At 66.3% G+C, this 15979-nt stretch carries 34 protein-coding genes; 32 read left to right on the top strand and 2 right to left on the bottom strand.

Annotated features, from left to right (window positions below; genetic code table 11):
- Positions 1–299 precede the first annotated feature (299 nt).
- Together M9978_RS02480 and M9978_RS02475 are read right to left on the bottom strand one after the other, a co-directional pair.
- Positions 300–464: a hypothetical protein gene (locus M9978_RS02480; RefSeq protein ID WP_254291262.1), complete on the bottom strand. Its 165-nt coding sequence runs from the start codon at positions 462–464 to the stop codon at positions 300–302.
- Complete coding sequence (locus M9978_RS02475) at positions 461–733, bottom strand: transcriptional regulator (RefSeq protein WP_254291261.1); 273 nt, start codon at positions 731–733, stop codon at positions 461–463. Before M9978_RS02475 ends, M9978_RS02480 begins: the two co-directional genes overlap by 4 nt.
- Before the next feature lie 86 nt (positions 734–819).
- On the opposite strand from M9978_RS02475, the gene M9978_RS02470 reads away from it, so the two are divergent.
- The 32 genes from M9978_RS02470 (at position 820) to M9978_RS23250 (ending at position 15979) form a co-directional block, all read left to right on the top strand.
- Positions 820–1206, top strand: coding sequence for a helix-turn-helix domain-containing protein (locus M9978_RS02470; protein WP_254291260.1), 387 nt, complete (start codon positions 820–822; stop codon positions 1204–1206).
- Between the two features lie 50 nt (positions 1207–1256).
- Positions 1257–1502: a hypothetical protein gene (locus M9978_RS02465; protein WP_254291259.1), complete on the top strand. Its 246-nt coding sequence runs from the start codon at positions 1257–1259 to the stop codon at positions 1500–1502.
- Between the two features lie 29 nt (positions 1503–1531).
- The gene (locus tag M9978_RS02460; protein ID WP_254291258.1) at positions 1532–1945 is read left to right on the top strand and encodes a hypothetical protein; all 414 of its coding nucleotides are present in this window, start codon (positions 1532–1534) and stop codon (positions 1943–1945) included.
- 72 nt (positions 1946–2017) lie between these two features.
- A complete protein-coding gene (locus tag M9978_RS02455) occupies positions 2018–2440 on the top strand; it encodes a hypothetical protein (RefSeq protein ID WP_254291257.1) in 423 nt (140 codons plus the stop codon).
- A 20-nt stretch (positions 2441–2460) separates the two neighbouring features.
- On the top strand, positions 2461–2916 hold the full coding sequence (locus M9978_RS02450; protein ID WP_254291256.1) for a hypothetical protein: 456 nt from the start codon (positions 2461–2463) through the stop codon (positions 2914–2916).
- Complete coding sequence (locus M9978_RS02445; protein WP_254291255.1) at positions 2876–3550, top strand: hypothetical protein; 675 nt, start codon at positions 2876–2878, stop codon at positions 3548–3550. Before M9978_RS02450 ends, M9978_RS02445 begins: the two co-directional genes overlap by 41 nt.
- 126 nt (positions 3551–3676) lie before the next feature.
- Positions 3677–3910 carry a hypothetical protein gene (locus M9978_RS02440; protein ID WP_254291254.1) on the top strand — a complete coding sequence of 78 codons (234 nt, stop codon included), beginning with the start codon at positions 3677–3679 and terminating at the stop codon, positions 3908–3910.
- Positions 3901–4089, top strand: a complete 189-nt coding sequence (locus M9978_RS02435; RefSeq protein ID WP_254291253.1) for a hypothetical protein — start codon at positions 3901–3903, stop codon at positions 4087–4089. Before M9978_RS02440 ends, M9978_RS02435 begins: the two co-directional genes overlap by 10 nt.
- Complete coding sequence (locus M9978_RS02430; RefSeq protein ID WP_254291252.1) at positions 4086–4595, top strand: host-nuclease inhibitor Gam family protein; 510 nt, start codon at positions 4086–4088, stop codon at positions 4593–4595. The genes M9978_RS02435 and M9978_RS02430 overlap by 4 nt, the downstream gene beginning before the upstream one ends.
- On the top strand, positions 4595–4906 hold the full coding sequence (locus M9978_RS02425) for a hypothetical protein (RefSeq protein ID WP_254291251.1): 312 nt from the start codon (positions 4595–4597) through the stop codon (positions 4904–4906). Before M9978_RS02430 ends, M9978_RS02425 begins: the two co-directional genes overlap by 1 nt.
- Positions 4903–5121 (top strand): hypothetical protein, encoded by a 219-nt coding sequence (locus tag M9978_RS02420; protein ID WP_254291250.1) that lies wholly within the window; start codon positions 4903–4905, stop codon positions 5119–5121. The genes M9978_RS02425 and M9978_RS02420 overlap by 4 nt, the downstream gene beginning before the upstream one ends.
- A gap of 19 nt (positions 5122–5140) precedes the next feature.
- Positions 5141–5329 carry a hypothetical protein gene (locus tag M9978_RS02415; RefSeq protein ID WP_254291249.1) on the top strand — a complete coding sequence of 63 codons (189 nt, stop codon included), beginning with the start codon at positions 5141–5143 and terminating at the stop codon, positions 5327–5329.
- Positions 5307–5741, top strand: a complete 435-nt coding sequence (locus M9978_RS02410; RefSeq protein WP_254291248.1) for an HNH endonuclease — start codon at positions 5307–5309, stop codon at positions 5739–5741. Before M9978_RS02415 ends, M9978_RS02410 begins: the two co-directional genes overlap by 23 nt.
- Positions 5742–5749: 8 nt before the next feature.
- Positions 5750–5947: a hypothetical protein gene (locus M9978_RS02405; protein WP_254291247.1), complete on the top strand. Its 198-nt coding sequence runs from the start codon at positions 5750–5752 to the stop codon at positions 5945–5947.
- 23 nt (positions 5948–5970) lie between these two features.
- Positions 5971–6435 carry a P27 family phage terminase small subunit gene (locus M9978_RS02400; protein WP_254291246.1) on the top strand — a complete coding sequence of 155 codons (465 nt, stop codon included), beginning with the start codon at positions 5971–5973 and terminating at the stop codon, positions 6433–6435.
- Entirely contained in the window at positions 6404–8212 is a 1809-nt protein-coding gene (locus tag M9978_RS02395; RefSeq protein WP_254291245.1) for a terminase large subunit, read from the top strand. Before M9978_RS02400 ends, M9978_RS02395 begins: the two co-directional genes overlap by 32 nt.
- Before the next feature lie 9 nt (positions 8213–8221).
- Positions 8222–8365, top strand: coding sequence for a hypothetical protein (locus M9978_RS02390; protein ID WP_254291244.1), 144 nt, complete (start codon positions 8222–8224; stop codon positions 8363–8365).
- 11 nt (positions 8366–8376) lie between these two features.
- Complete coding sequence (locus tag M9978_RS02385; protein ID WP_254291243.1) at positions 8377–9615, top strand: phage portal protein; 1239 nt, start codon at positions 8377–8379, stop codon at positions 9613–9615.
- Positions 9615–9791: a hypothetical protein gene (locus tag M9978_RS02380; RefSeq protein WP_254291242.1), complete on the top strand. Its 177-nt coding sequence runs from the start codon at positions 9615–9617 to the stop codon at positions 9789–9791. Before M9978_RS02385 ends, M9978_RS02380 begins: the two co-directional genes overlap by 1 nt.
- Positions 9791–10036 carry a hypothetical protein gene (locus M9978_RS02375; RefSeq protein WP_254291241.1) on the top strand — a complete coding sequence of 82 codons (246 nt, stop codon included), beginning with the start codon at positions 9791–9793 and terminating at the stop codon, positions 10034–10036. Before M9978_RS02380 ends, M9978_RS02375 begins: the two co-directional genes overlap by 1 nt.
- Complete coding sequence (locus tag M9978_RS02370; RefSeq protein WP_254291240.1) at positions 10033–10269, top strand: hypothetical protein; 237 nt, start codon at positions 10033–10035, stop codon at positions 10267–10269. The genes M9978_RS02375 and M9978_RS02370 overlap by 4 nt, the downstream gene beginning before the upstream one ends.
- Positions 10269–10937, top strand: a complete 669-nt coding sequence (locus M9978_RS02365) for an HK97 family phage prohead protease (RefSeq protein ID WP_254291239.1) — start codon at positions 10269–10271, stop codon at positions 10935–10937. The genes M9978_RS02370 and M9978_RS02365 overlap by 1 nt, the downstream gene beginning before the upstream one ends.
- 26 nt (positions 10938–10963) lie before the next feature.
- Positions 10964–12304: a phage major capsid protein gene (locus M9978_RS02360; protein WP_254291238.1), complete on the top strand. Its 1341-nt coding sequence runs from the start codon at positions 10964–10966 to the stop codon at positions 12302–12304.
- Between the two features lie 106 nt (positions 12305–12410).
- Positions 12411–12860 (top strand): hypothetical protein, encoded by a 450-nt coding sequence (locus M9978_RS02355; RefSeq protein ID WP_254291237.1) that lies wholly within the window; start codon positions 12411–12413, stop codon positions 12858–12860.
- 27 nt (positions 12861–12887) lie between these two features.
- Positions 12888–13223 (top strand): head-tail connector protein, encoded by a 336-nt coding sequence (locus M9978_RS02350; protein WP_254291236.1) that lies wholly within the window; start codon positions 12888–12890, stop codon positions 13221–13223.
- Positions 13224–13283: 60 nt separating this feature from the next.
- On the top strand, positions 13284–13694 hold the full coding sequence (locus M9978_RS02345) for a hypothetical protein (protein ID WP_254291235.1): 411 nt from the start codon (positions 13284–13286) through the stop codon (positions 13692–13694).
- Between the two features lie 8 nt (positions 13695–13702).
- A complete protein-coding gene (locus M9978_RS02340) occupies positions 13703–14053 on the top strand; it encodes a head-tail adaptor protein (protein ID WP_254291234.1) in 351 nt (116 codons plus the stop codon).
- Positions 14053–14610 (top strand): hypothetical protein, encoded by a 558-nt coding sequence (locus M9978_RS02335; protein ID WP_254291233.1) that lies wholly within the window; start codon positions 14053–14055, stop codon positions 14608–14610. The genes M9978_RS02340 and M9978_RS02335 overlap by 1 nt, the downstream gene beginning before the upstream one ends.
- A complete protein-coding gene (gene gp17, locus M9978_RS02330) occupies positions 14610–15026 on the top strand; it encodes a tail completion protein gp17 (RefSeq protein WP_254291232.1) in 417 nt (138 codons plus the stop codon). Before M9978_RS02335 ends, gp17 begins: the two co-directional genes overlap by 1 nt.
- A gap of 19 nt (positions 15027–15045) precedes the next feature.
- Positions 15046–15471 (top strand): phage tail tube protein, encoded by a 426-nt coding sequence (locus M9978_RS02325; RefSeq protein ID WP_254291231.1) that lies wholly within the window; start codon positions 15046–15048, stop codon positions 15469–15471.
- Complete coding sequence (locus M9978_RS02320) at positions 15468–15869, top strand: GTA-gp10 family protein (protein ID WP_254291230.1); 402 nt, start codon at positions 15468–15470, stop codon at positions 15867–15869. Before M9978_RS02325 ends, M9978_RS02320 begins: the two co-directional genes overlap by 4 nt.
- Positions 15869–15979 (top strand): phage tail assembly chaperone, encoded by a 111-nt coding sequence (locus M9978_RS23250; protein WP_367305030.1) that lies wholly within the window; start codon positions 15869–15871, stop codon positions 15977–15979. Before M9978_RS02320 ends, M9978_RS23250 begins: the two co-directional genes overlap by 1 nt.

The following is a 15979-nucleotide window of genomic DNA, read 5'->3' as shown; positions in this document are numbered from 1 at the left end:
CGTCGCCGATCGTGGCAGATCGCGGGCGGCCAAGCTGATAAAAGAAGTGCGGGGCGCCGGTGGCGTAGAACCGACGCCCCGCAGGGCACGCGTTACAGGGCAGACGGCGGCGTCGGCCCGGGCGGCGGGAAAAGGGGAAAATCCGCGGCACGGGAATCGGCCGGACTGCCAGCGACCGATGGGGGAAAGCGATGAAGGGGGGCCTTCGGGGGCGCGCTGCTTGGGAAGTGGCGCGCCCCGTCCGGACGTGGCGGCGGAAACACCGATGCGCCGCCGGGAGAAATAGAAGGCCGGGCGCTTCACTCGAAGACCCATTGAGCAACGAGCAGGATCGCCATGAGCGTGACGCCGACAAGAGCAATAACGGCGAGGATCGACGGATAGGCGGCGACCGCGGCGGCTTCTTCGGACGCGATCTCGCGCACGAGGAGCTGCTGCTCGGGGGTGAGCGGTGAGCCGGTCATGTGCGGACGCCCTCAAGCTGGTCGCGAGTGGGGGCAGGCGGCTGCGCGGCAAGCTGCGGCGGGTAGATGTCGGGACGCAGCTGCTCTTTCGGCACGCCGGTCTCGCGCTCGATAGCTTGGGCATCGACCGGGGGGACGGGCCGACCATTCACAACCCAGTCGTTGACGGTCTGTTGAGGACGCCCGATTTTGCGAGCGAGCGCAGCTTGCGAGCCTGCAAGGCGTACAGCGCGCTTCAACGGCGATTCGGATGGCATGGCTACCGACATGTCGGATGTGCTAACCGAACTTTCGGTAGGGTGTCAATCGACTCATCGGAATATTCTTCTACCGGCGATCCGGTAGGGTGTGGCGCATGACATTAGGCGAGCGCATCGAAGGGCGTCTTTCAGATCTCGGCATGACACAAGCTGAGCTCGCGCGCCGCGCGAAGGTGCCGCAGACAACGATCAATAGCCTGATCCGGGCGCCCTCCCGTCGCTCGTCACCTCATCTGCTGAAGATCGCTCGCGCACTCCATACTACGCCGGCATTCCTCACGGGTGAGGTCGACGACCCCACCGCAGATGCGCCGGAGTCGCCAGCGCTGACCGATGATCAATCCGAGCTGCTCGGGTTTTTCGATCGATTGAGCCGGGCCGACCAGCAGGCATTGCTTCAAATCGCGCGGTCGATGGGCGGCGGCGAGCCCGATCCGCCGCGCCGACTTCACGCTGACGCTACGGCATCCAAGGGAGAATGATCCAATACGGATGCAAATCGCTTGGACTTTTACTTAACCTTCCCAAGGCGATGACAGCTCTTCCTGCCGAAACGGGGAGACGTCATGCGGGGAAAGCGAATGCGGCGGCGACGCCGAAGGTGAAGTATCGTGAGCTGGAACTGGTCGAATGCTTCCACCGCCTTAGCCGAGCGGAACAGGAAGCCCTCCTCCAGGTGGCCCGCTCAATGGCTAGGAACAAACCGGCGGCGATGCGCTGGCATGACGTGCAGCCGATCAGCTTCGGCGAGCGGAGACAAGGGGGATGGGGACAATGAAATTGGAGCGGCCGCATGGCGGCGCAGTGATGGCATGGGGCTGGGCTGCAATCGGCGTGGGCGCGGTGCTGCTGGCGATCGGACTGCTCATGCCGGTGCTCAGCGATGCGGGCAGTGCGGGTTATGGCGGCTATGGCTACAGGCCGCCGACGGTCAACACGTGGAAGTGGCCGATGACGCTGGTCGGGGGCGGGTTGGTCAACTTTGGCGTGTTGCTGGTCATCACCGGCTACATCGTGAGAGCGCTCTATTTCTTGCCGGGACGGAACGTTAGCTTGAACGATCTGGGGCCTGCCGCGCCGACGAACGCCGTCGGACCAACCCCGTCTAGTGCTGAGCGCATCGAGGACGAAAAGAAGACCGATCGGATCATGTGGCTTTTGCTGGGCGGGATCGGTGTGGTGTTCGCGGTGCTGTTCATCATCTTTGCGGCTCGTCAGTAGGGCAACACCGGACGCACGGCGCGCATTTGCAAGGAGGGTGGAGATGACCAAGCTGACGCGGCTCGGCACGATATGAAGCGGTTCGCGTGCACGAGTCTGTTGGCCGCTCTGCTAGTTGGATGCTCGTCGCCAGAAGACGCCCAGTTGCGAAATCAGGTCGCTGACCTACGGCAAAAACTGGAGGACCGCGAAGGTGAAGTCGCCAGTCTAAAGGCGGCGTTGAACGAAGAGATTGGTCGGCGTCGCGCTGCGTCGGCAGCAACGGCGGATCCGCCGAAGGACCGGGAGACGGAACCGTCCAGCCGCGAGGCGAAGGCCCGGCCTCAGCCAGCGATGTGCTACAAGGACTATTGCCCTTGCGAACCGCCGCAGGGTGGACCGGACACAGTCATATGCGACCAGCTCGAAGCAGGCATCGATGTTTCCATCGAAATGCTGATTGCAGGGCGCGGAATGCGGGAGGCCCGTCGGCAAATCTCGGAAGGCGACTACTAGCGATCTGAACAATTCCCGCTATGTTCCTGCGCGGGGAGGGTTTCCACTTGGGGACCGAGTATACTCTCGCGCCGGAGCGGGCGAACCTGAAGGTGAATGCCGTTGCGTTCATCGAACATCATTTCCTTCGCACCGGCGATGGCTGCAGCTTGCGCGAGCTGGCAGCCGCGCTGGGCCATATCCCGTGTGAGAAGGCGCGGCGGCTGGTGAAGCAGCTGGCCCGGGACGAGAAGATCCTGCGCTTTCCCGGCGTGCCGCGCGGGCTGTTGCCGATCGGCGAGCAGGCCCGCGCGCTGCAGCTGCTGCGCAAGGCCGGATACGTCATCAACCCGGGCAAGCTGGAGCTGGTGGCGCCGCCCGTGTCGAATTCGCCCCTGCCGGTGCCGATCGAGCTGGAGCACATTCCCGACATCGAGTTCGGCGGTGGGGTTCAACATGGCAGTGACGGGGCAGGGCGAAGGCCCGGCGGAGCATGACGCGCAGCGCCGCGAGCGCGAGCGCATCGAGCACCTGGTGCTCGAGCGGCCGCGGCCGCCGGCGCGATCGGTCGGCCGTGGCAAGTCGAAGCGCAGGATCCCGCACGAGCTGACGCCCGAGATCGAGCGCGTCGTGGCGATGCGCGAGGCGCAGCGCGGCCGACAGGGCACCCCGGAAACGCTGCACAAAGCCGAGCGCACGCGCCAGGGCGGCATTGAGCGCCTGTATCAGAAGGGCACGATCGACGCGGTGCAGAAGGCATCGGCCGAGCAGATCGCGGCGATCGCCGAGCGGATCCGCGCCGGCGCATCGGTCCGCACGATGAGCCTGGAAACGCGGATCGATCGCACGCCGATGTTCGACGCGCGGATCCGCGAATCGCTGGCGATGGTGCAGGCCGAGATGGCGTATAGCCGGTGGCGCGCGTCACTCGGCGTGTTCACGTCACCGTTGCTCGAGATGATCGTCGAGGACCGCGGCGTCGTGATCGTCGCCAAGCGCTACCGGCTGGGCGTGGCGCGCGCGCGGCGGCTGCTCATCGAGGCGCTGGACCAGTGGCTGCGGACGCTGGCCGACGCACAGCGCAGCGTCGATCGGCGCGACCTGGACGAGGCGCATGCCCGCCTGAATTGAGGGTGTGTCGTTTTTGCCCCTCCCGAAACGAACACGAAACGGCCAAATCGACCGCAGCGACAATTGCGCCCGAAGGCCCGCCGATACCCCCCGGCGGGCCTTTTTCGCGTCTGGAGACGGTCTCCTATGCCCAGCCCGAGAGTGTCGCTCGCGTCGGTTGCCGACGCCCTCGATCGTGTCGTCCCCGAACTGGACGAGCTAATCCGCGAGGCCCGGCTGGGCACCCGTCACCCCCTTGGCATCCACGAGCTCGAGGAACGCGCGCAGCGGATCGCCGCGGCGATCGTCGCGCCGTTCCGCGCGCCGGCGGTGCCGAGCGTCAAGGTGACGATGGGCAAAAGCGGAGGTGCGTGGGTCTGATGGTCAATCACGCCGCCCTTCGCGAACAGATCGAGGCGCTGCCCGACGGGTCGTCCGTCGCCCTCGACAAGACATCCATGCTCGGCCTGGTCCGGGATCTCGAGCTGGGCGCGATCGCGCGCTCGGTCCTGGCGGGGCGCGTCGATGCGCATGTGGCGCTGAAAGAGCTGCGCACGTGACGATCGCCGCCCCCCAGTCGACCAAGGACGCCGCGCGGCTACTGCAGCGCTATGGCAAGACGTTGGGCCAGATTGCATCGCTCGAGGCGACGCGGACGTCGCTGAAGGCGGCGATCGACGCGTCGACTGACAAGAAGCTGGTGCCGCTGGTGGCGAAGCTCGCGCCGATCGCCGAGGTGCTCGAGCCGTGGTGGAGAGCCAACGCGGCCGAGCTGACCAAGGGTGAGCGCAAGTCGATCGAGCTTGGCGGATGCATGATCGGCACCAAGCTCGGGTCGGCCTCGCTGGCCTATGCCCATCAGGACAAGGATTTCGGCCTGGCCAAGCTGCAGGCCGCGAAGTGGGCCGAACCGCTGATCAGCGTGACCTACGCCGTCGACAAGACGGCCGTGCGGAAGGCGCTGAAGGGCGATCGCGGTGCAGCGCTGAAGTTGATGGGCTATGCCGAGGCGCAGCCGGAGAGCTTCTTCATCCGCGCGATCGAGACGCCGGCGGTGAAGGGCTGATGTCCCATGTCGCGGCCGGCGACCGCCTGTGGCGGGCGCTCGAGCGATCGGCCGCTGCGGCGGGCTGTCCCGTGACGATGATCTATTCGGTCAGCGAGTCCTGGTCGTCGGCGATGTTCCTCGGCGGCCGGCACGAGATGATGCTGGCGGCCGATGTGAGCCCGGCTTTCGCGCCCTGGGCGGATGACCTGAAAGATGCCGAGCTGAGCGTGCCCGGGCACCTGGTGGCGGATGTGGCCGTGGGCCGTGTCGAGCAGCTGGGCGGACGCCAGCGGGTGACGATCGAAGCGCTGACCGTGGAGGACGCATGAGGCTGGACAAGCTGGCCATGGTCAACCGCATCGCCGTCGCGCGGCACAATCTGCAGATGCAGCTCGACCACGGCAAGATTGCGGTGCTGATCAATCGCGATGACCAGGACGAGACGCTGATCCAGCTGGTCACGCCCTTTGTGCGTGAGGAGCTGCGCTCACGCATTCGTGCGCTCGAGGCCGACCTGAAGGCGCTCGGCGTCACCATTCCCTGAGCTAGCAAGGATCCCCATCATGATGATGACGTTGAAGCGCCTCGACGCGCTGCAGGCGCGTGTCGCCAGTGCGCCCGCATCGTTGCAGCGTGCGCTGATGGTCGAGCTGGCCTGGGCATGGGCGCGCCGCCAGCGCGAGCGTGGCCCCAGCAAGGCAGGGCGTCGCATGCGGCGCCGCTTGAGCCTTGGCCGTCTCGGCACCTGTTGAGCGCAAGCGCGGCCGGGCTGGGCAAGCCCAGCGCCTGCGCCGGCTGAAGCGGACCAACGGCCTATGCGAGCGGTGCCTCGGCATCGGACGCTGGGTCGGGCGATCGCCGAAGCGCACCCGCGCAGCTGCTCGGGTCAACCATATTGTCCCGCTGATCCACGGTGGCAGCGATGAGGACGACAACACCGAGAACCTGTGCCGGTCCTGTGACATCGAGGTCACGGCCGAGCAGTTCGGGTTCGACCAGGCCGACGGCCGCGGCCGCATCGACCTGGCAGGGCGACCGACTCACCCCGACCACCCGTGGTCAGGCCCTCGACCCGGGGGCGGGTCGAAAGTCGGGGCGCCCACCCCCCGGACACCGCGTAGTGCCCCCATGTGCACTGCGAGCATTTTCAAACCAAAAAGTTAGGATCAGCGATGACCACTCTGGTGACCGTCAAGGCCAGCGGCCCCTGCTACCCCGCCCGCCTGGTGAAGCGCGAGAAGGACGGCTCGGAATCGCATAACGAGCTGATCGCCAGCGGGCATTCCGTCGAGATCTGGGTCGGGACGGATCAGACGATCACGGTCACCGAGGAGTATCATCCCGACGGGTACCGCTACCCGACCGCCTGACGGCCCGCCGCGAGCTGATCGGCATGGCGAAGGCGAAGCGGGCGCCGGCGAAGCGGACCCGCGCGCCGGCGAAGCCGAAGCGCATGGATGGCGAGCCGGATTGGGAGCGGTTGCTGCCCGATGCGGCCGAGCGGATCGCCGCCAGCGCGCACTGGCAGCGGATCGTTGGCGAGATGCGTGAGCGCGAGACGTTCGCGGATTCGAACAGCCACTCGGTCCAGCGCCTGGTGCTCGCGTACCTCGTCTATGATCGCTGCTCGCTGAGCGTCGCGACCGATGGCCTGGTCACCGAGCCGGCCAAGGACAACCCCAAGGCGATCGCGCGCCTCTCCATCTATTATCAGGCGATGCGGGAGGCCGAGAAAACAACCGAGCGGCTCGAGCAGCAGCTCGGTCTCACCCCAGGACGGCGGGCCAAAGTCGGCAAGGTGGTGAAGAAGCGGGAGCGCAGCGCCGGTGCCGACGCGTTCCTCGGCCCGCAGGGCTAGCCCGACCGATCCGACCACGGCGTGGGCGGAGGCAGCGGTCCGCGGCGATTTCGTAACCGGCGAGCTGGTCCGCCATGCGGCCGAGCGCCATCTGCGCGACCTGCGCGACCTTAAAGGCTATTTCTGGCGGCCAGAGCTGGCGCAACGCGCGCTGGATTTCTTCCCGTCGCTGTTCACGATCACGGACGGGCCCGCGGAAGGGCAGTCGTTCAACCTTATCCCGTACCAAGTGTTCATCGTCGGCTCGCTGATGGGCTGGGTGAATGCCACGGGGCGGTGGCGCTTCCGCAACGCATATGTCGAGACCGGCAAGGGCCAAGCCAAATCGCCGATGATGGCCGGGCTCGGCCTCTACGCGATGGGATGGTGCGGGTTTCGCCGCTCGCAGATCTATTCGATCGCGGCAAACAAACAGACGTCGATGGTCCTGTTCAAGGACGCGACGGCGATGTGCCGGGCGCCGGTGCCTGGGTACGAGGAGCACGAAACGCTCGAGGAGCTCGGGCACGTCATCATCCGCGGCGAGGGCGACAACGCCCACAAGATCGAGCACCCGGGCTCCCAGTCGTTCTTCCAGCCGCTCGCCGACGGCACGCAGCAGTCGGGGCCGCGGCCGCGCATGGTGCTGGCCGACGAGATCCACGAATTCTCGTCGATCGCCCAGATCGAGATTTGGCAGGCGGCGATCGATAAGATCGCAGGCAGCGCGATGATGGTGTTGGGGAGCAACACCCCGGCCGTGTCGCAGCATGTCGGCACCGAGATCTCGGACACCGCGCAGGCGGTGGCCAAAGGGGACGTCAAAGCCGAGACGTCGTTCGCCTTCGTCGCGCGAATCGACAAGAAGGACCGCGAGACGGTCTTCGAAAATGAGGCGTGCTGGGGCAAGTCGCTGCCCGCACTGGGCGTCACCTATCCCGTGACGAACATCCGGGAGGCGGTGGAGGAGGCCAAGACCCGACTGTCGAAGGCGGCCTCGGTCAAGCGGCTGTATTTCGGCATTCCCGCCGGCGCTGCGGACTTCTGGATCGCCGAGGAAAAGTGGGCGAAGGTGCTGGGCACCGTCGATGAGGCGGCGATCGCCGCGCTCAGGGGCTGCAAGTGCTGGTTGAGTCTCGACCTGTCGAAGAAGAACGACCTGACGGCGCTGACCGCGACGTGGATCGATGGCGACGGCGTCCTCTGGCAGAAGACCTGGTACTGGACGACGGCCGACGGGCTCGCCGATCGCGCGACGGCCGACAAGGCGCCGTATGAGAAGTGGGTCGAGGAAGGCTGGCTGACCGCCGTGCCCGGGGCGACGATCGACAAGAAGTTCGTCGCACAGCAGGTCGCGCAGATCTGCGCCGAGCATGACGTCCAGGAGCTGGTGTTCGACATCGCGCAGATGGCGGACTTTCTGACGGCCTGCGAGGACATTGGCTTCGACGTCTGGCAGTTCGATGGTCCCGACAAGCCGAAGGGGACCGGGTTGCGCCTGGTCAAACACGCCCAGGGCACGCGCGTGGTGTTCGAAGATCGGCAATATTGCATGCCGCGCTCGGTCGAGCGGTTCGAGGATCGGATCCTGAAGGAGACGATCGTCATCGATGACTCACCGGTGAACTACATGTGCGCTTCGAATGCCGCGCTGATCGAGGACGGCATGAAGAACCGCGCTTTCGACAAGAAGCGCTCGCGCGGTCGCATCGATGGCCTGGTCACCATGGCGATGGGCGCTGGCGCGGCCGTCAGCATCGAGCTGGCGAAGCCGTCCAAGTCCTTCTGGGAAGAATAGGAGCGGCACATGCCGAAGATGGTGCCCGAGCTCCTCGGGATGCTCGCCGCGACACTCGTCGTCATCGGCGTGGGGATGATCCACGTCCCGGCGGCACTGATCACCGCCGGCGCTCTGCTGTTCGGCATCGCATATTTGCTGGCGCGCGATTGATGCGAGGTCCGATGGCCCGACTGGCGGGCGGCGAGCGCAAAGATGCGGTCACGCTCGATCAGCTGCCGGGATTCCTGATGAACGCGGAGAGCGCGACCGGGATAAGTGTCACCTGGTCGACCGCTCTGCAGGTCTCGGCGATGTTCGCCTGCGCTCGCGTAGTTGGCGAAGGGCTGGCGCAGTCGCGCTTGCGGCTGATGCGGCCGCGAAAAAGCGGCATCGGCGCCGATGTCTATTCGGATCACCCGCTGCACCGGCGCCTTTTCCTCGAGCCGAGCGCGGGCATGACCGCCTTCAGCCTGATCGAGACGGTTGCGATCCACCTGATGTTCGTCGGCAACGCATTCGTGTTCGTGAACCGGGTCGGCGACAATCGCGTGCACGAGCTGATCGTGATCGAACCGGGTCGGGTGAAGGTCACCCGCCGCGCCGACCTGACGTATCGGTACGAAGTCGCCGGCGACGACGGCCACTGGCAACCGATGCCGCCGGGCAGCGTGTGGCACATCCGCGGGCCCAGCTGGAACGGCTGGATGGGACTCGAGCCGGTGAAGCTGGCACGCGAGGCGCTGGGGCTGAGCTTGGCGCTTGAGGCGGGCCACGCCCGGATGCACAAGAGCGGCGCGACACCGAGCGGCGCCTATGCCATCGATGGCGAGCTTACTGTCGATCAATACAAGCAGTTGGCGACCTGGCTGAAACGCTACGCCGCCGGCGGCGACCTCGCCGGCACGCCGATGATCCTCGATCGCGGCGCGAAATGGCTCGCGCAACAGATGACGGGCGTCGATGCCGAGCATCTCGAGACGCGGCGCTTCCAGATCGAAGAAGTCTGTCGCGGCGCGCGCGTGCTGCCGATCATGGTGGGGCTCACCGATAAGACGGCGACCTATGCCAGCGTCGAGCAGATGCTGATCGCACACGCGACGCACACGATGTCACCGTGGGCAGGTCGGATCGAGCAGTCGGTCGAAGTGTCGCTGCTGACCGATGCCGAGAAGGACGAAGGCCTTACCGCTCGGTTCAATCTGAATTCCCTGATGCGCGGTGCCTACAAGGATCGTCAGGAAGGGCTTCAGATTCAGCGCCGCAGTGGCGTGATCAACGCCAATGAGTGGCGCGAGCTCGAGGACATGAACCCGCGCGATGACGAGGGCGGGAATCAGTACATCGTCGAGGCGAACATGGCCGTGCAGGACGGCCGCGATCTGCCCGTCGTGAAGCCGACCACTGAGAAAAAGGACAGCTGATGCTGGATAACCTGCTTCGCGCGGCGGTGGGCGCTGCGACGATGCCGCTCGACCTCGCGGCCGACGTGGTGACGCTCGGTGGCGCGCTGACCGACCGCGACGAGCCATATACTGCAACGAAGGCGCGCTCGGTCATGGCAAACGTCGCCGATGCGACGAAGCGGGCGCGCCCCTGATGGCGAGGCCCGTCGATTTCGCAGGGTCGAACCTGCTGCTGACCGCGCCCCCCGGATGCGAGGATCGCGTTATCCCGCTGCCGGTGCTGCGCGACAACGGCCAGATCGTGTCGTGCTGGCAGCTGTCGGCCGCCGAGATCCGCGAGATCGCCGAGACCGGCGTCATCTGGCTGTCCGTTTGGGGCGAGCGCACCGCGCCGCCCGTGCTCGTCACCGGCCTTGAGGCAGAGGTAATCACCCGATGAAACGACTTCTGGAGTTCTTCCGCGCGATGCGGGCGAGCGGCTTTCGCTATCGCCAATTGAAGCCCGGCCTCGGCTATTTCGTGAAATTCTGCGATGTCGGCGGGCGGCGTGCTTACGCCTCCGTGGCGGTGAGCGCCCAGCAGATCCTCGACACTCGCGTCGCGATCGCCGCGATGGTCAAGAACCTCACCATCGCAGCCGATCACCGGCTTGATCGACTGGCGGCCGCCTGATGGACCGGCAAGCGTTCGAAATCGCGGAGCTGAAGCTCGCCGGCGACGGAACCGACGAGGGCGCGATCAGCGGCTATGGCGCGGTGTTCAATGTCGTCGACCGTGGCGCGGACATCGTCATGCCCGGCGCGTTCAAGGCGTCGATCGCCGAGCTGCGCAAGGCCAAGACCGGCCTGCCGATGCTGTGGCAGCACTGGTCGAGCGAGCCGATCGGCGTGTGGACCGACCTGGTCGAGGACGATCACGGCCTGAAGGTCGCCGGCCAGCTGGTCACCGAGGTTCCGCAGGCCGCCGCCGCGCGCGCGCTGGTGAAGGCTGGGGCGATCCGCGGGCTTTCGATCGGCTATGAGACGGTCGACTACGAGATCGACCGGAAAACCGGCATCCGGAAGATCAAAAAGGCCAAGCTGTGGGAAATCAGCCTGGTCACGTTTCCCATGAATACCGACGCCCTGATTTCGGGCGTAAAAGGCACCTTCGATCCGCGCGAGCTCGAACGCTCGCTGCGCGAAGGCCTTGGACTGTCCAGCTCGGCTGCCGTGAAGGCCGTCGCGCTCGTCAAGCAACACCTCCGCGACGGTGGTGATCAACCCCTCGAGCATGAACCCCGCGACGGGGCGAAAGACATGCTCATGTCGCTGCGCCGCGCCGCCGAGGCCCTCCGCTAGGCACGCCGCGCACTGGAGATCACATAATGTTTATCGGAAAGCAGGGCGCGTTCCTCGCGGGCGCGACCCCCATCTTCACGCGTGCGCCCGAGACCAAGGACGGCGACCTCACCGCGGAGGTGAAGGCCGCTGTCGAAGCCCTCGGCAAGACGTTCGAGGACTTCAAGACCAAGAACGACGAGCGCCTGAAGCAGGTCGAGACGAAGCGCGGTGAGGATGCCGTCACCAAGGACGAGGTCGAGAAGATCAACAAGGGCATCGACGATGCCAAGGCGGAGCTGAAGAAGCGGCTCGACGAGCTCGAGGCGAAGGCAAACCGCCTGCAGCTGGGCGGCTCGGCCGACGGCGTCGCGGAAGCCAAGGCCGCGCAGGCATTTGGCGAGCTCATCGGCCAGAAGGATTTCGACGCCGAGAAGCTGGTCGAATACAAGGGCGACCTCGGCAACTATCTGCGCCGCAACGAGGTCAAAGCGACCACGATGATGGTAGCGGCCGACCCGAGCGGCGGCTTCTGGGTCACGCCCGAGGTCGGCGGCCGGATGGTCAAGAAGATCTTCGAATCGACGCCAATGCGCCAGCTGGCAAACGTCGTCTCGATCGGCACCGATCGCCTCGAGGGGCCGATCGACAACGGTGAGATGGATGCGGCCTGGGTCGGCGAGACCGGCACCCGCAGCCAGACCGACGCCGCGCAGATCGGCATGTGGGCGATCGACGTCAACGAGCTCTACGCGTACCCGATGGTGACGCAGAAGCTGCTCGAGGACAGCAAGATCGACGTCGAGGGCTGGCTGGCTGACAAGTCGAGCTCGAAGTTCTCCCGCAAGGAGAATGCGGCGTTCGTCAGCGGCGATGGCGTCGGCAAGCCGAAGGGCTTCCTCTCGTACACCACGGCGGCAACCGACGACGCGACGCGGGCCTGGGGCATCTTCCAGCATGTGATGAGCGGCCACGCCACTCAGTTCACTGCGGATCAGATCCTGAGCCTGATCTTCGAGCTGAAGGCCGGCTATCGCCAGAATGCGGGCTTCCTGACCGCGCGCAAGTCGATCGGCGCAATCCGCAAGCTGAAGGACGGGCAGGGCAACTACCTAGTCGACCTGCGCCTGCGCGACGGCGCCCTGGTGGAGTCGATCTTTGGCTTCGGCGTGACCGATGGCGAAGACATGCCCGCGGTCGCGGCCGACGCCGTGCCGCTGGCCTTCGGCGACTTCAACGAGGCCTATACGATCGTCGATCGGCTCGGGACCTCGGTCGTCCGCGACAACATCACCCGCCCGGGCTTCGTGAAGTATCACATGCGCCGGCGCGTCGGTGGCGGCGCGGTCAACTTCGAAGCGCTGAAGATGATGAAGATCGGCACCTGATCACTCGATCACCGGCGGGCCTTCGGGCCCGCCGGCTCTTTCGGCGGCCGCGCGCGACCGTCGTGAGAGCCGGCGAAGGCGCCGCGCCAATGCGAAAGGACTGCACATGACCCCCAACCGTGACGGAGCCAGCGCGCTCTTCCCGGTGGCTGCGATCGCGCCTGCCACCCTGAGTGCCGACAACACCCCCGACGCGATCGATGTTCGCGGCTATCAGTCGGCGACCCTCAATCTGTCGATCGGCGTCGGCGGAATCACGTTCACCGGCTCGAACAAGATCGAGTTCGTGCTGACGCACAGCGACGATGGCGTGACCTACACCGCCGTGACCGACGACGACGTGATCAAGGACGCGCTGGCGCCGGCGACGATCACCAGCGGCATCGTTCGCGCGCTGACCGCAGCCCATGCCGCGGCAACGCTGCAGGAGCTCGGCTATATCGGCGGCAAGGGCTATCTCAAGCTGCTCGCCGACTTCAGCGGCACGCACGGCACCGGCACGCCGGTCTCGGCCGTCGTCGTCCGCAGCAATGCCGCTCTGAAGGGCGTCGCCTAACTGCCTTCGGGCAGCGGCGCGAGCGTCATGAGCGAGATCCTCACCCTCGACACGATCAAGGCGCATCTCGTCCTCGATGCCGATGATGAGAGCGAGGATCTGCGCCTCAGGGCGCTCGCGACCGCGGCTGTGCGCTCGATCGAGCTCCGGACCAACCGCTTCGTCGATCCCAACGACGCGCCCGATGATCACGCCGGTGCCGAATTCGACGAACGCGAGCTCGCGATGGTCGAACAGGCGGCGCTGCTGCTGATCGGCGACTGGTACGCCAATCGCGAGAACAGCGTGGCGGGTGCGATGACCGAGTTGCCCACCGGCCTGGACTGGCTGATCGAGCCGCTCCGCGACTTCTCCGGCCGCTGACGCGCTCGGGCGCGCGCTCGGCGTCCACTGTCCAACTTCAAATCTAATCTGGAGAGTTTCATGGCGGATATCACGATCACCGCGGCAAATGTCATTGCCGGCGTCGGCGCGCTGACGTTTCACGGCACTGCGGGCGCCACCGTCACAGCCGGTCAGGTGGGTTACCGCGATCGGACTGACGATCGCTGCAAGCTGGCCGACAACAACAGCGGCACGGCCGCCGTGCGCAAAGCCAAGGGCATTTTCCTGAACGGCGCAGCCAGCGGGCAGCCGGTTCTCCTGCTGACCGAGGGTCCGATCACGATCGGCGCGACGCTGACGCCCGGGACGACCTATTATCTCAGCGACACGCCCGGCGGCATTTGCCCCTTCGCGGATCTCGCGAGCGGCGAATATGCGACGATCATCGGCATCGCGCGGTCCGCTTCAGTCCTGGACGTCAAGATCCACGAATCCGGCGTGGCGGTGTAGGACCGCACGTGCCGACGACCATGACCGCGGGCCGGCTGCGCCATCGCGTCGACCTGCTCCGCCCGGACAAGATCAAGGACGGCAAGGGCGGGTGGGAGAGTTCGTTCGGCGTGGTCGCCACGGGCGTGCGCGCCTGTGTCGAGCCGCTCGACGGGCGTGAGGCGCTGATCGAACGCGTGCTCGAGGGCGTTTCGACGTTCCGCATCACGATGCGCTGGCGCGGCGACGTTGCGGCCAAGTGGCAGGTGCGATTCGGCACCATGGATCTGAATATCACCGCGCCGCCGACCAATCCGGACGGCCGGCGCGAATGGCTGGTGATCATCGCCAGCTCGGCCGGCGCGCTGAAGGCGGGCTGATGCGGTCGCGAATTGACGGCGTTAACGCCGTGCTTTCCACGTTCGACGCGCTGCCCGAGGCGGCGCGCGACGAGATGGCGGTCGAAATCGGGCTGATAAGCCGCGAGATCTCCGCCGCGCAGAAGGCCGACGTCCCGACGCTGACGGGCGCGACACAGGCGGCGCTGACTTTTCAGCTTCAGCTCGAGCAGCTGCGCTCCCGCGTCGGACTGCTCAAGGGCTCGAGCTCGCGCGGCAGCCGCAACAATTTTGTCGGCCGCATGATCGAGCATGGCCGCGACGCGCAGACCGTGCTGGTCACGCGCCGGGTGAAGAAGCGGCGGATCACCGGCAACGGGACCGAGAGCAAGCGCGAGGTCGCCTATCTGGGCCCGAAGAAGCGCCGGCGGCCGCGCTCGAGCCCGAACCGCGGCACGTTCGTCGGCGATCCGTATAAATTGCGCGTGCGCGCGAAGGCCGCGCGGCCGTTCGTCGCTCAGCCGATCCTGCAGGACGTCGGGCAGCAGCATTTATCCGAATATGCGAGCCGGCTGCTCGGCCGAGTGGGAGCGCGCTGATGGCGATCGACCTGCTCTCGGCCGCTTCGGACGGCTTCTTCGCGCTGCTCGACGCGGCGATTGACGCGAGCACGGCCGAGGTCACAACCAATCCCGAGCCGCGCGACCCGGCGGACCAGTCCGACCGGCGTGTCGTCATGCTGGGCGAGATCGAAAGCGAGAATGTCGCCGGCAAGGGCGAGCAGGCCGAGCGGATCACCGTCGAAGTGATCGTCATCTACCGCGGCAACCAGCGGTCGCAGCTGCAGGCGCTCATGCACCTGGTTCGCGACGGGCTGGAAGACGCCGTGCCGGCGATCGCCGGCGTGATCTTTCAATCAATCGATTACCTCGGCGCGGCCTCGGGCCCGCCGTCGACGGACGGCGTCACGCATGCCGGCCTCATCACCTTCGCAGTGGAAGCAGAGCCGGCCTGAGCCGGGACAGGAGCACAACATGGCAAATGAATATGGCAAGGACTGGCGGATCAAGATCGGCGACGGTGGTGGCACCGAGGCGTTCGATTTCCTCGGCGGCGAGGGCAGCTGGGACCTGAAGCGGTCGTCCGACCAGATCGATCTGTCGTCCAAAGACGACGGCGCATACAAGTCGCAGGGCTGGGGCCAGCAGGCGATCACCATCTCGGTCACCGGCAACGTTAAGCTGCCCGACGACGGCCTCGAGCGCGTGGTCGACCAGTCGAAGGCGTCGCCGCCCGAGCTCAACATCCAGCTCGTGAAGGGCTCGATCGTGAAGTTCCACGGCCGCGTCGGCATCGGCAACCTCAGCATGACCGGCGGCAAGGACGGCCCCGTGACCTATTCGCTCGACTTCAGCGCCGTCGCGGCGCCGGATGTTGACGACCTGGTCGCCACCGCGTGACGAAAGCGGCGGATAAGCCCGCCGCCAATGCGCGCGGTGAGCATCGCCTCCCGCTCGGCCGCAAGACGTATGTCCTGCGGCCGAGCTTCGCGGCGATCGAGGCGGCCGAGGAAAAGACCGGCCAGTCGCTGATCCGGCTGATGCAGCTCGCGCACTCCGGTGCGATGACGCTGCGCCAGATCGGCATCGTCGCCGGCGAGCTGATCCGCGCCGGCGCCGGCGATGAGCTGACCGCCAATGTCGCGGACGAGCGCATCGGCGAATTGGCGTTCGAGGCCGGTTTGCCGAGCGTCATGGGACGCCTGGCCGTCGCGCTGACCGATGCCGCGTCGGGAGGGCGAACGGTTGCGGGGGAGCCGAAGGCGGTGGCGGAGACCGATTCCGCTACCGCGAACTAATGGGCATTGCGATGGCCAGCTTCGGCTGGTCGTCGCGTCAATTCTGGTCCGCCACGCCCCATGAATGGTGGGCGATGATTGAGGCGCGGCTCGAAGCAAACAAGCGATAG

The sequence above is a fragment of the Sphingomonas tagetis genome (genome assembly GCF_024211275.1).
Classification (GTDB): Bacteria; Pseudomonadota; Alphaproteobacteria; order Sphingomonadales; family Sphingomonadaceae; genus Sphingomonas; species Sphingomonas tagetis.
This window is presented reverse-complemented; position numbering and strand designations above follow the sequence as displayed.

Coding starts and splice junctions, on each gene's coding strand:
- M9978_RS02480 (WP_254291262.1), bottom strand. CDS start 464: ATGACCGGCTCACCGCTCACCCCCGAGCAGCAGCTCCTCGTGCGCGAG.
- M9978_RS02475 (WP_254291261.1), bottom strand. CDS start 733: ATGTCGGTAGCCATGCCATCCGAATCGCCGTTGAAGCGCGCTGTACGC.
- M9978_RS02470 (WP_254291260.1), top strand. CDS start 820: ATGACATTAGGCGAGCGCATCGAAGGGCGTCTTTCAGATCTCGGCATG.
- M9978_RS02465 (WP_254291259.1), top strand. CDS start 1,257: ATGACAGCTCTTCCTGCCGAAACGGGGAGACGTCATGCGGGGAAAGCG.
- M9978_RS02460 (WP_254291258.1), top strand. CDS start 1,532: ATGGCATGGGGCTGGGCTGCAATCGGCGTGGGCGCGGTGCTGCTGGCG.
- M9978_RS02455 (WP_254291257.1), top strand. CDS start 2,018: ATGAAGCGGTTCGCGTGCACGAGTCTGTTGGCCGCTCTGCTAGTTGGA.
- M9978_RS02450 (WP_254291256.1), top strand. CDS start 2,461: ATGTTCCTGCGCGGGGAGGGTTTCCACTTGGGGACCGAGTATACTCTC.
- M9978_RS02445 (WP_254291255.1), top strand. CDS start 2,876: ATGGCAGTGACGGGGCAGGGCGAAGGCCCGGCGGAGCATGACGCGCAG.
- M9978_RS02440 (WP_254291254.1), top strand. CDS start 3,677: ATGCCCAGCCCGAGAGTGTCGCTCGCGTCGGTTGCCGACGCCCTCGAT.
- M9978_RS02425 (WP_254291251.1), top strand. CDS start 4,595: ATGTCCCATGTCGCGGCCGGCGACCGCCTGTGGCGGGCGCTCGAGCGA.
- M9978_RS02420 (WP_254291250.1), top strand. CDS start 4,903: ATGAGGCTGGACAAGCTGGCCATGGTCAACCGCATCGCCGTCGCGCGG.
- M9978_RS02415 (WP_254291249.1), top strand. CDS start 5,141: ATGATGATGACGTTGAAGCGCCTCGACGCGCTGCAGGCGCGTGTCGCC.
- M9978_RS02405 (WP_254291247.1), top strand. CDS start 5,750: ATGACCACTCTGGTGACCGTCAAGGCCAGCGGCCCCTGCTACCCCGCC.
- M9978_RS02400 (WP_254291246.1), top strand. CDS start 5,971: ATGGCGAAGGCGAAGCGGGCGCCGGCGAAGCGGACCCGCGCGCCGGCG.
- M9978_RS02390 (WP_254291244.1), top strand. CDS start 8,222: ATGCCGAAGATGGTGCCCGAGCTCCTCGGGATGCTCGCCGCGACACTC.
- M9978_RS02385 (WP_254291243.1), top strand. CDS start 8,377: ATGGCCCGACTGGCGGGCGGCGAGCGCAAAGATGCGGTCACGCTCGAT.
- M9978_RS02380 (WP_254291242.1), top strand. CDS start 9,615: ATGCTGGATAACCTGCTTCGCGCGGCGGTGGGCGCTGCGACGATGCCG.
- M9978_RS02375 (WP_254291241.1), top strand. CDS start 9,791: ATGGCGAGGCCCGTCGATTTCGCAGGGTCGAACCTGCTGCTGACCGCG.
- M9978_RS02370 (WP_254291240.1), top strand. CDS start 10,033: ATGAAACGACTTCTGGAGTTCTTCCGCGCGATGCGGGCGAGCGGCTTT.
- M9978_RS02365 (WP_254291239.1), top strand. CDS start 10,269: ATGGACCGGCAAGCGTTCGAAATCGCGGAGCTGAAGCTCGCCGGCGAC.
- M9978_RS02360 (WP_254291238.1), top strand. CDS start 10,964: ATGTTTATCGGAAAGCAGGGCGCGTTCCTCGCGGGCGCGACCCCCATC.
- M9978_RS02355 (WP_254291237.1), top strand. CDS start 12,411: ATGACCCCCAACCGTGACGGAGCCAGCGCGCTCTTCCCGGTGGCTGCG.
- M9978_RS02350 (WP_254291236.1), top strand. CDS start 12,888: ATGAGCGAGATCCTCACCCTCGACACGATCAAGGCGCATCTCGTCCTC.
- M9978_RS02345 (WP_254291235.1), top strand. CDS start 13,284: ATGGCGGATATCACGATCACCGCGGCAAATGTCATTGCCGGCGTCGGC.
- M9978_RS02335 (WP_254291233.1), top strand. CDS start 14,053: ATGCGGTCGCGAATTGACGGCGTTAACGCCGTGCTTTCCACGTTCGAC.
- gp17 (WP_254291232.1), top strand. CDS start 14,610: ATGGCGATCGACCTGCTCTCGGCCGCTTCGGACGGCTTCTTCGCGCTG.
- M9978_RS02325 (WP_254291231.1), top strand. CDS start 15,046: ATGGCAAATGAATATGGCAAGGACTGGCGGATCAAGATCGGCGACGGT.
- M9978_RS23250 (WP_367305030.1), top strand. CDS start 15,869: ATGGGCATTGCGATGGCCAGCTTCGGCTGGTCGTCGCGTCAATTCTGG.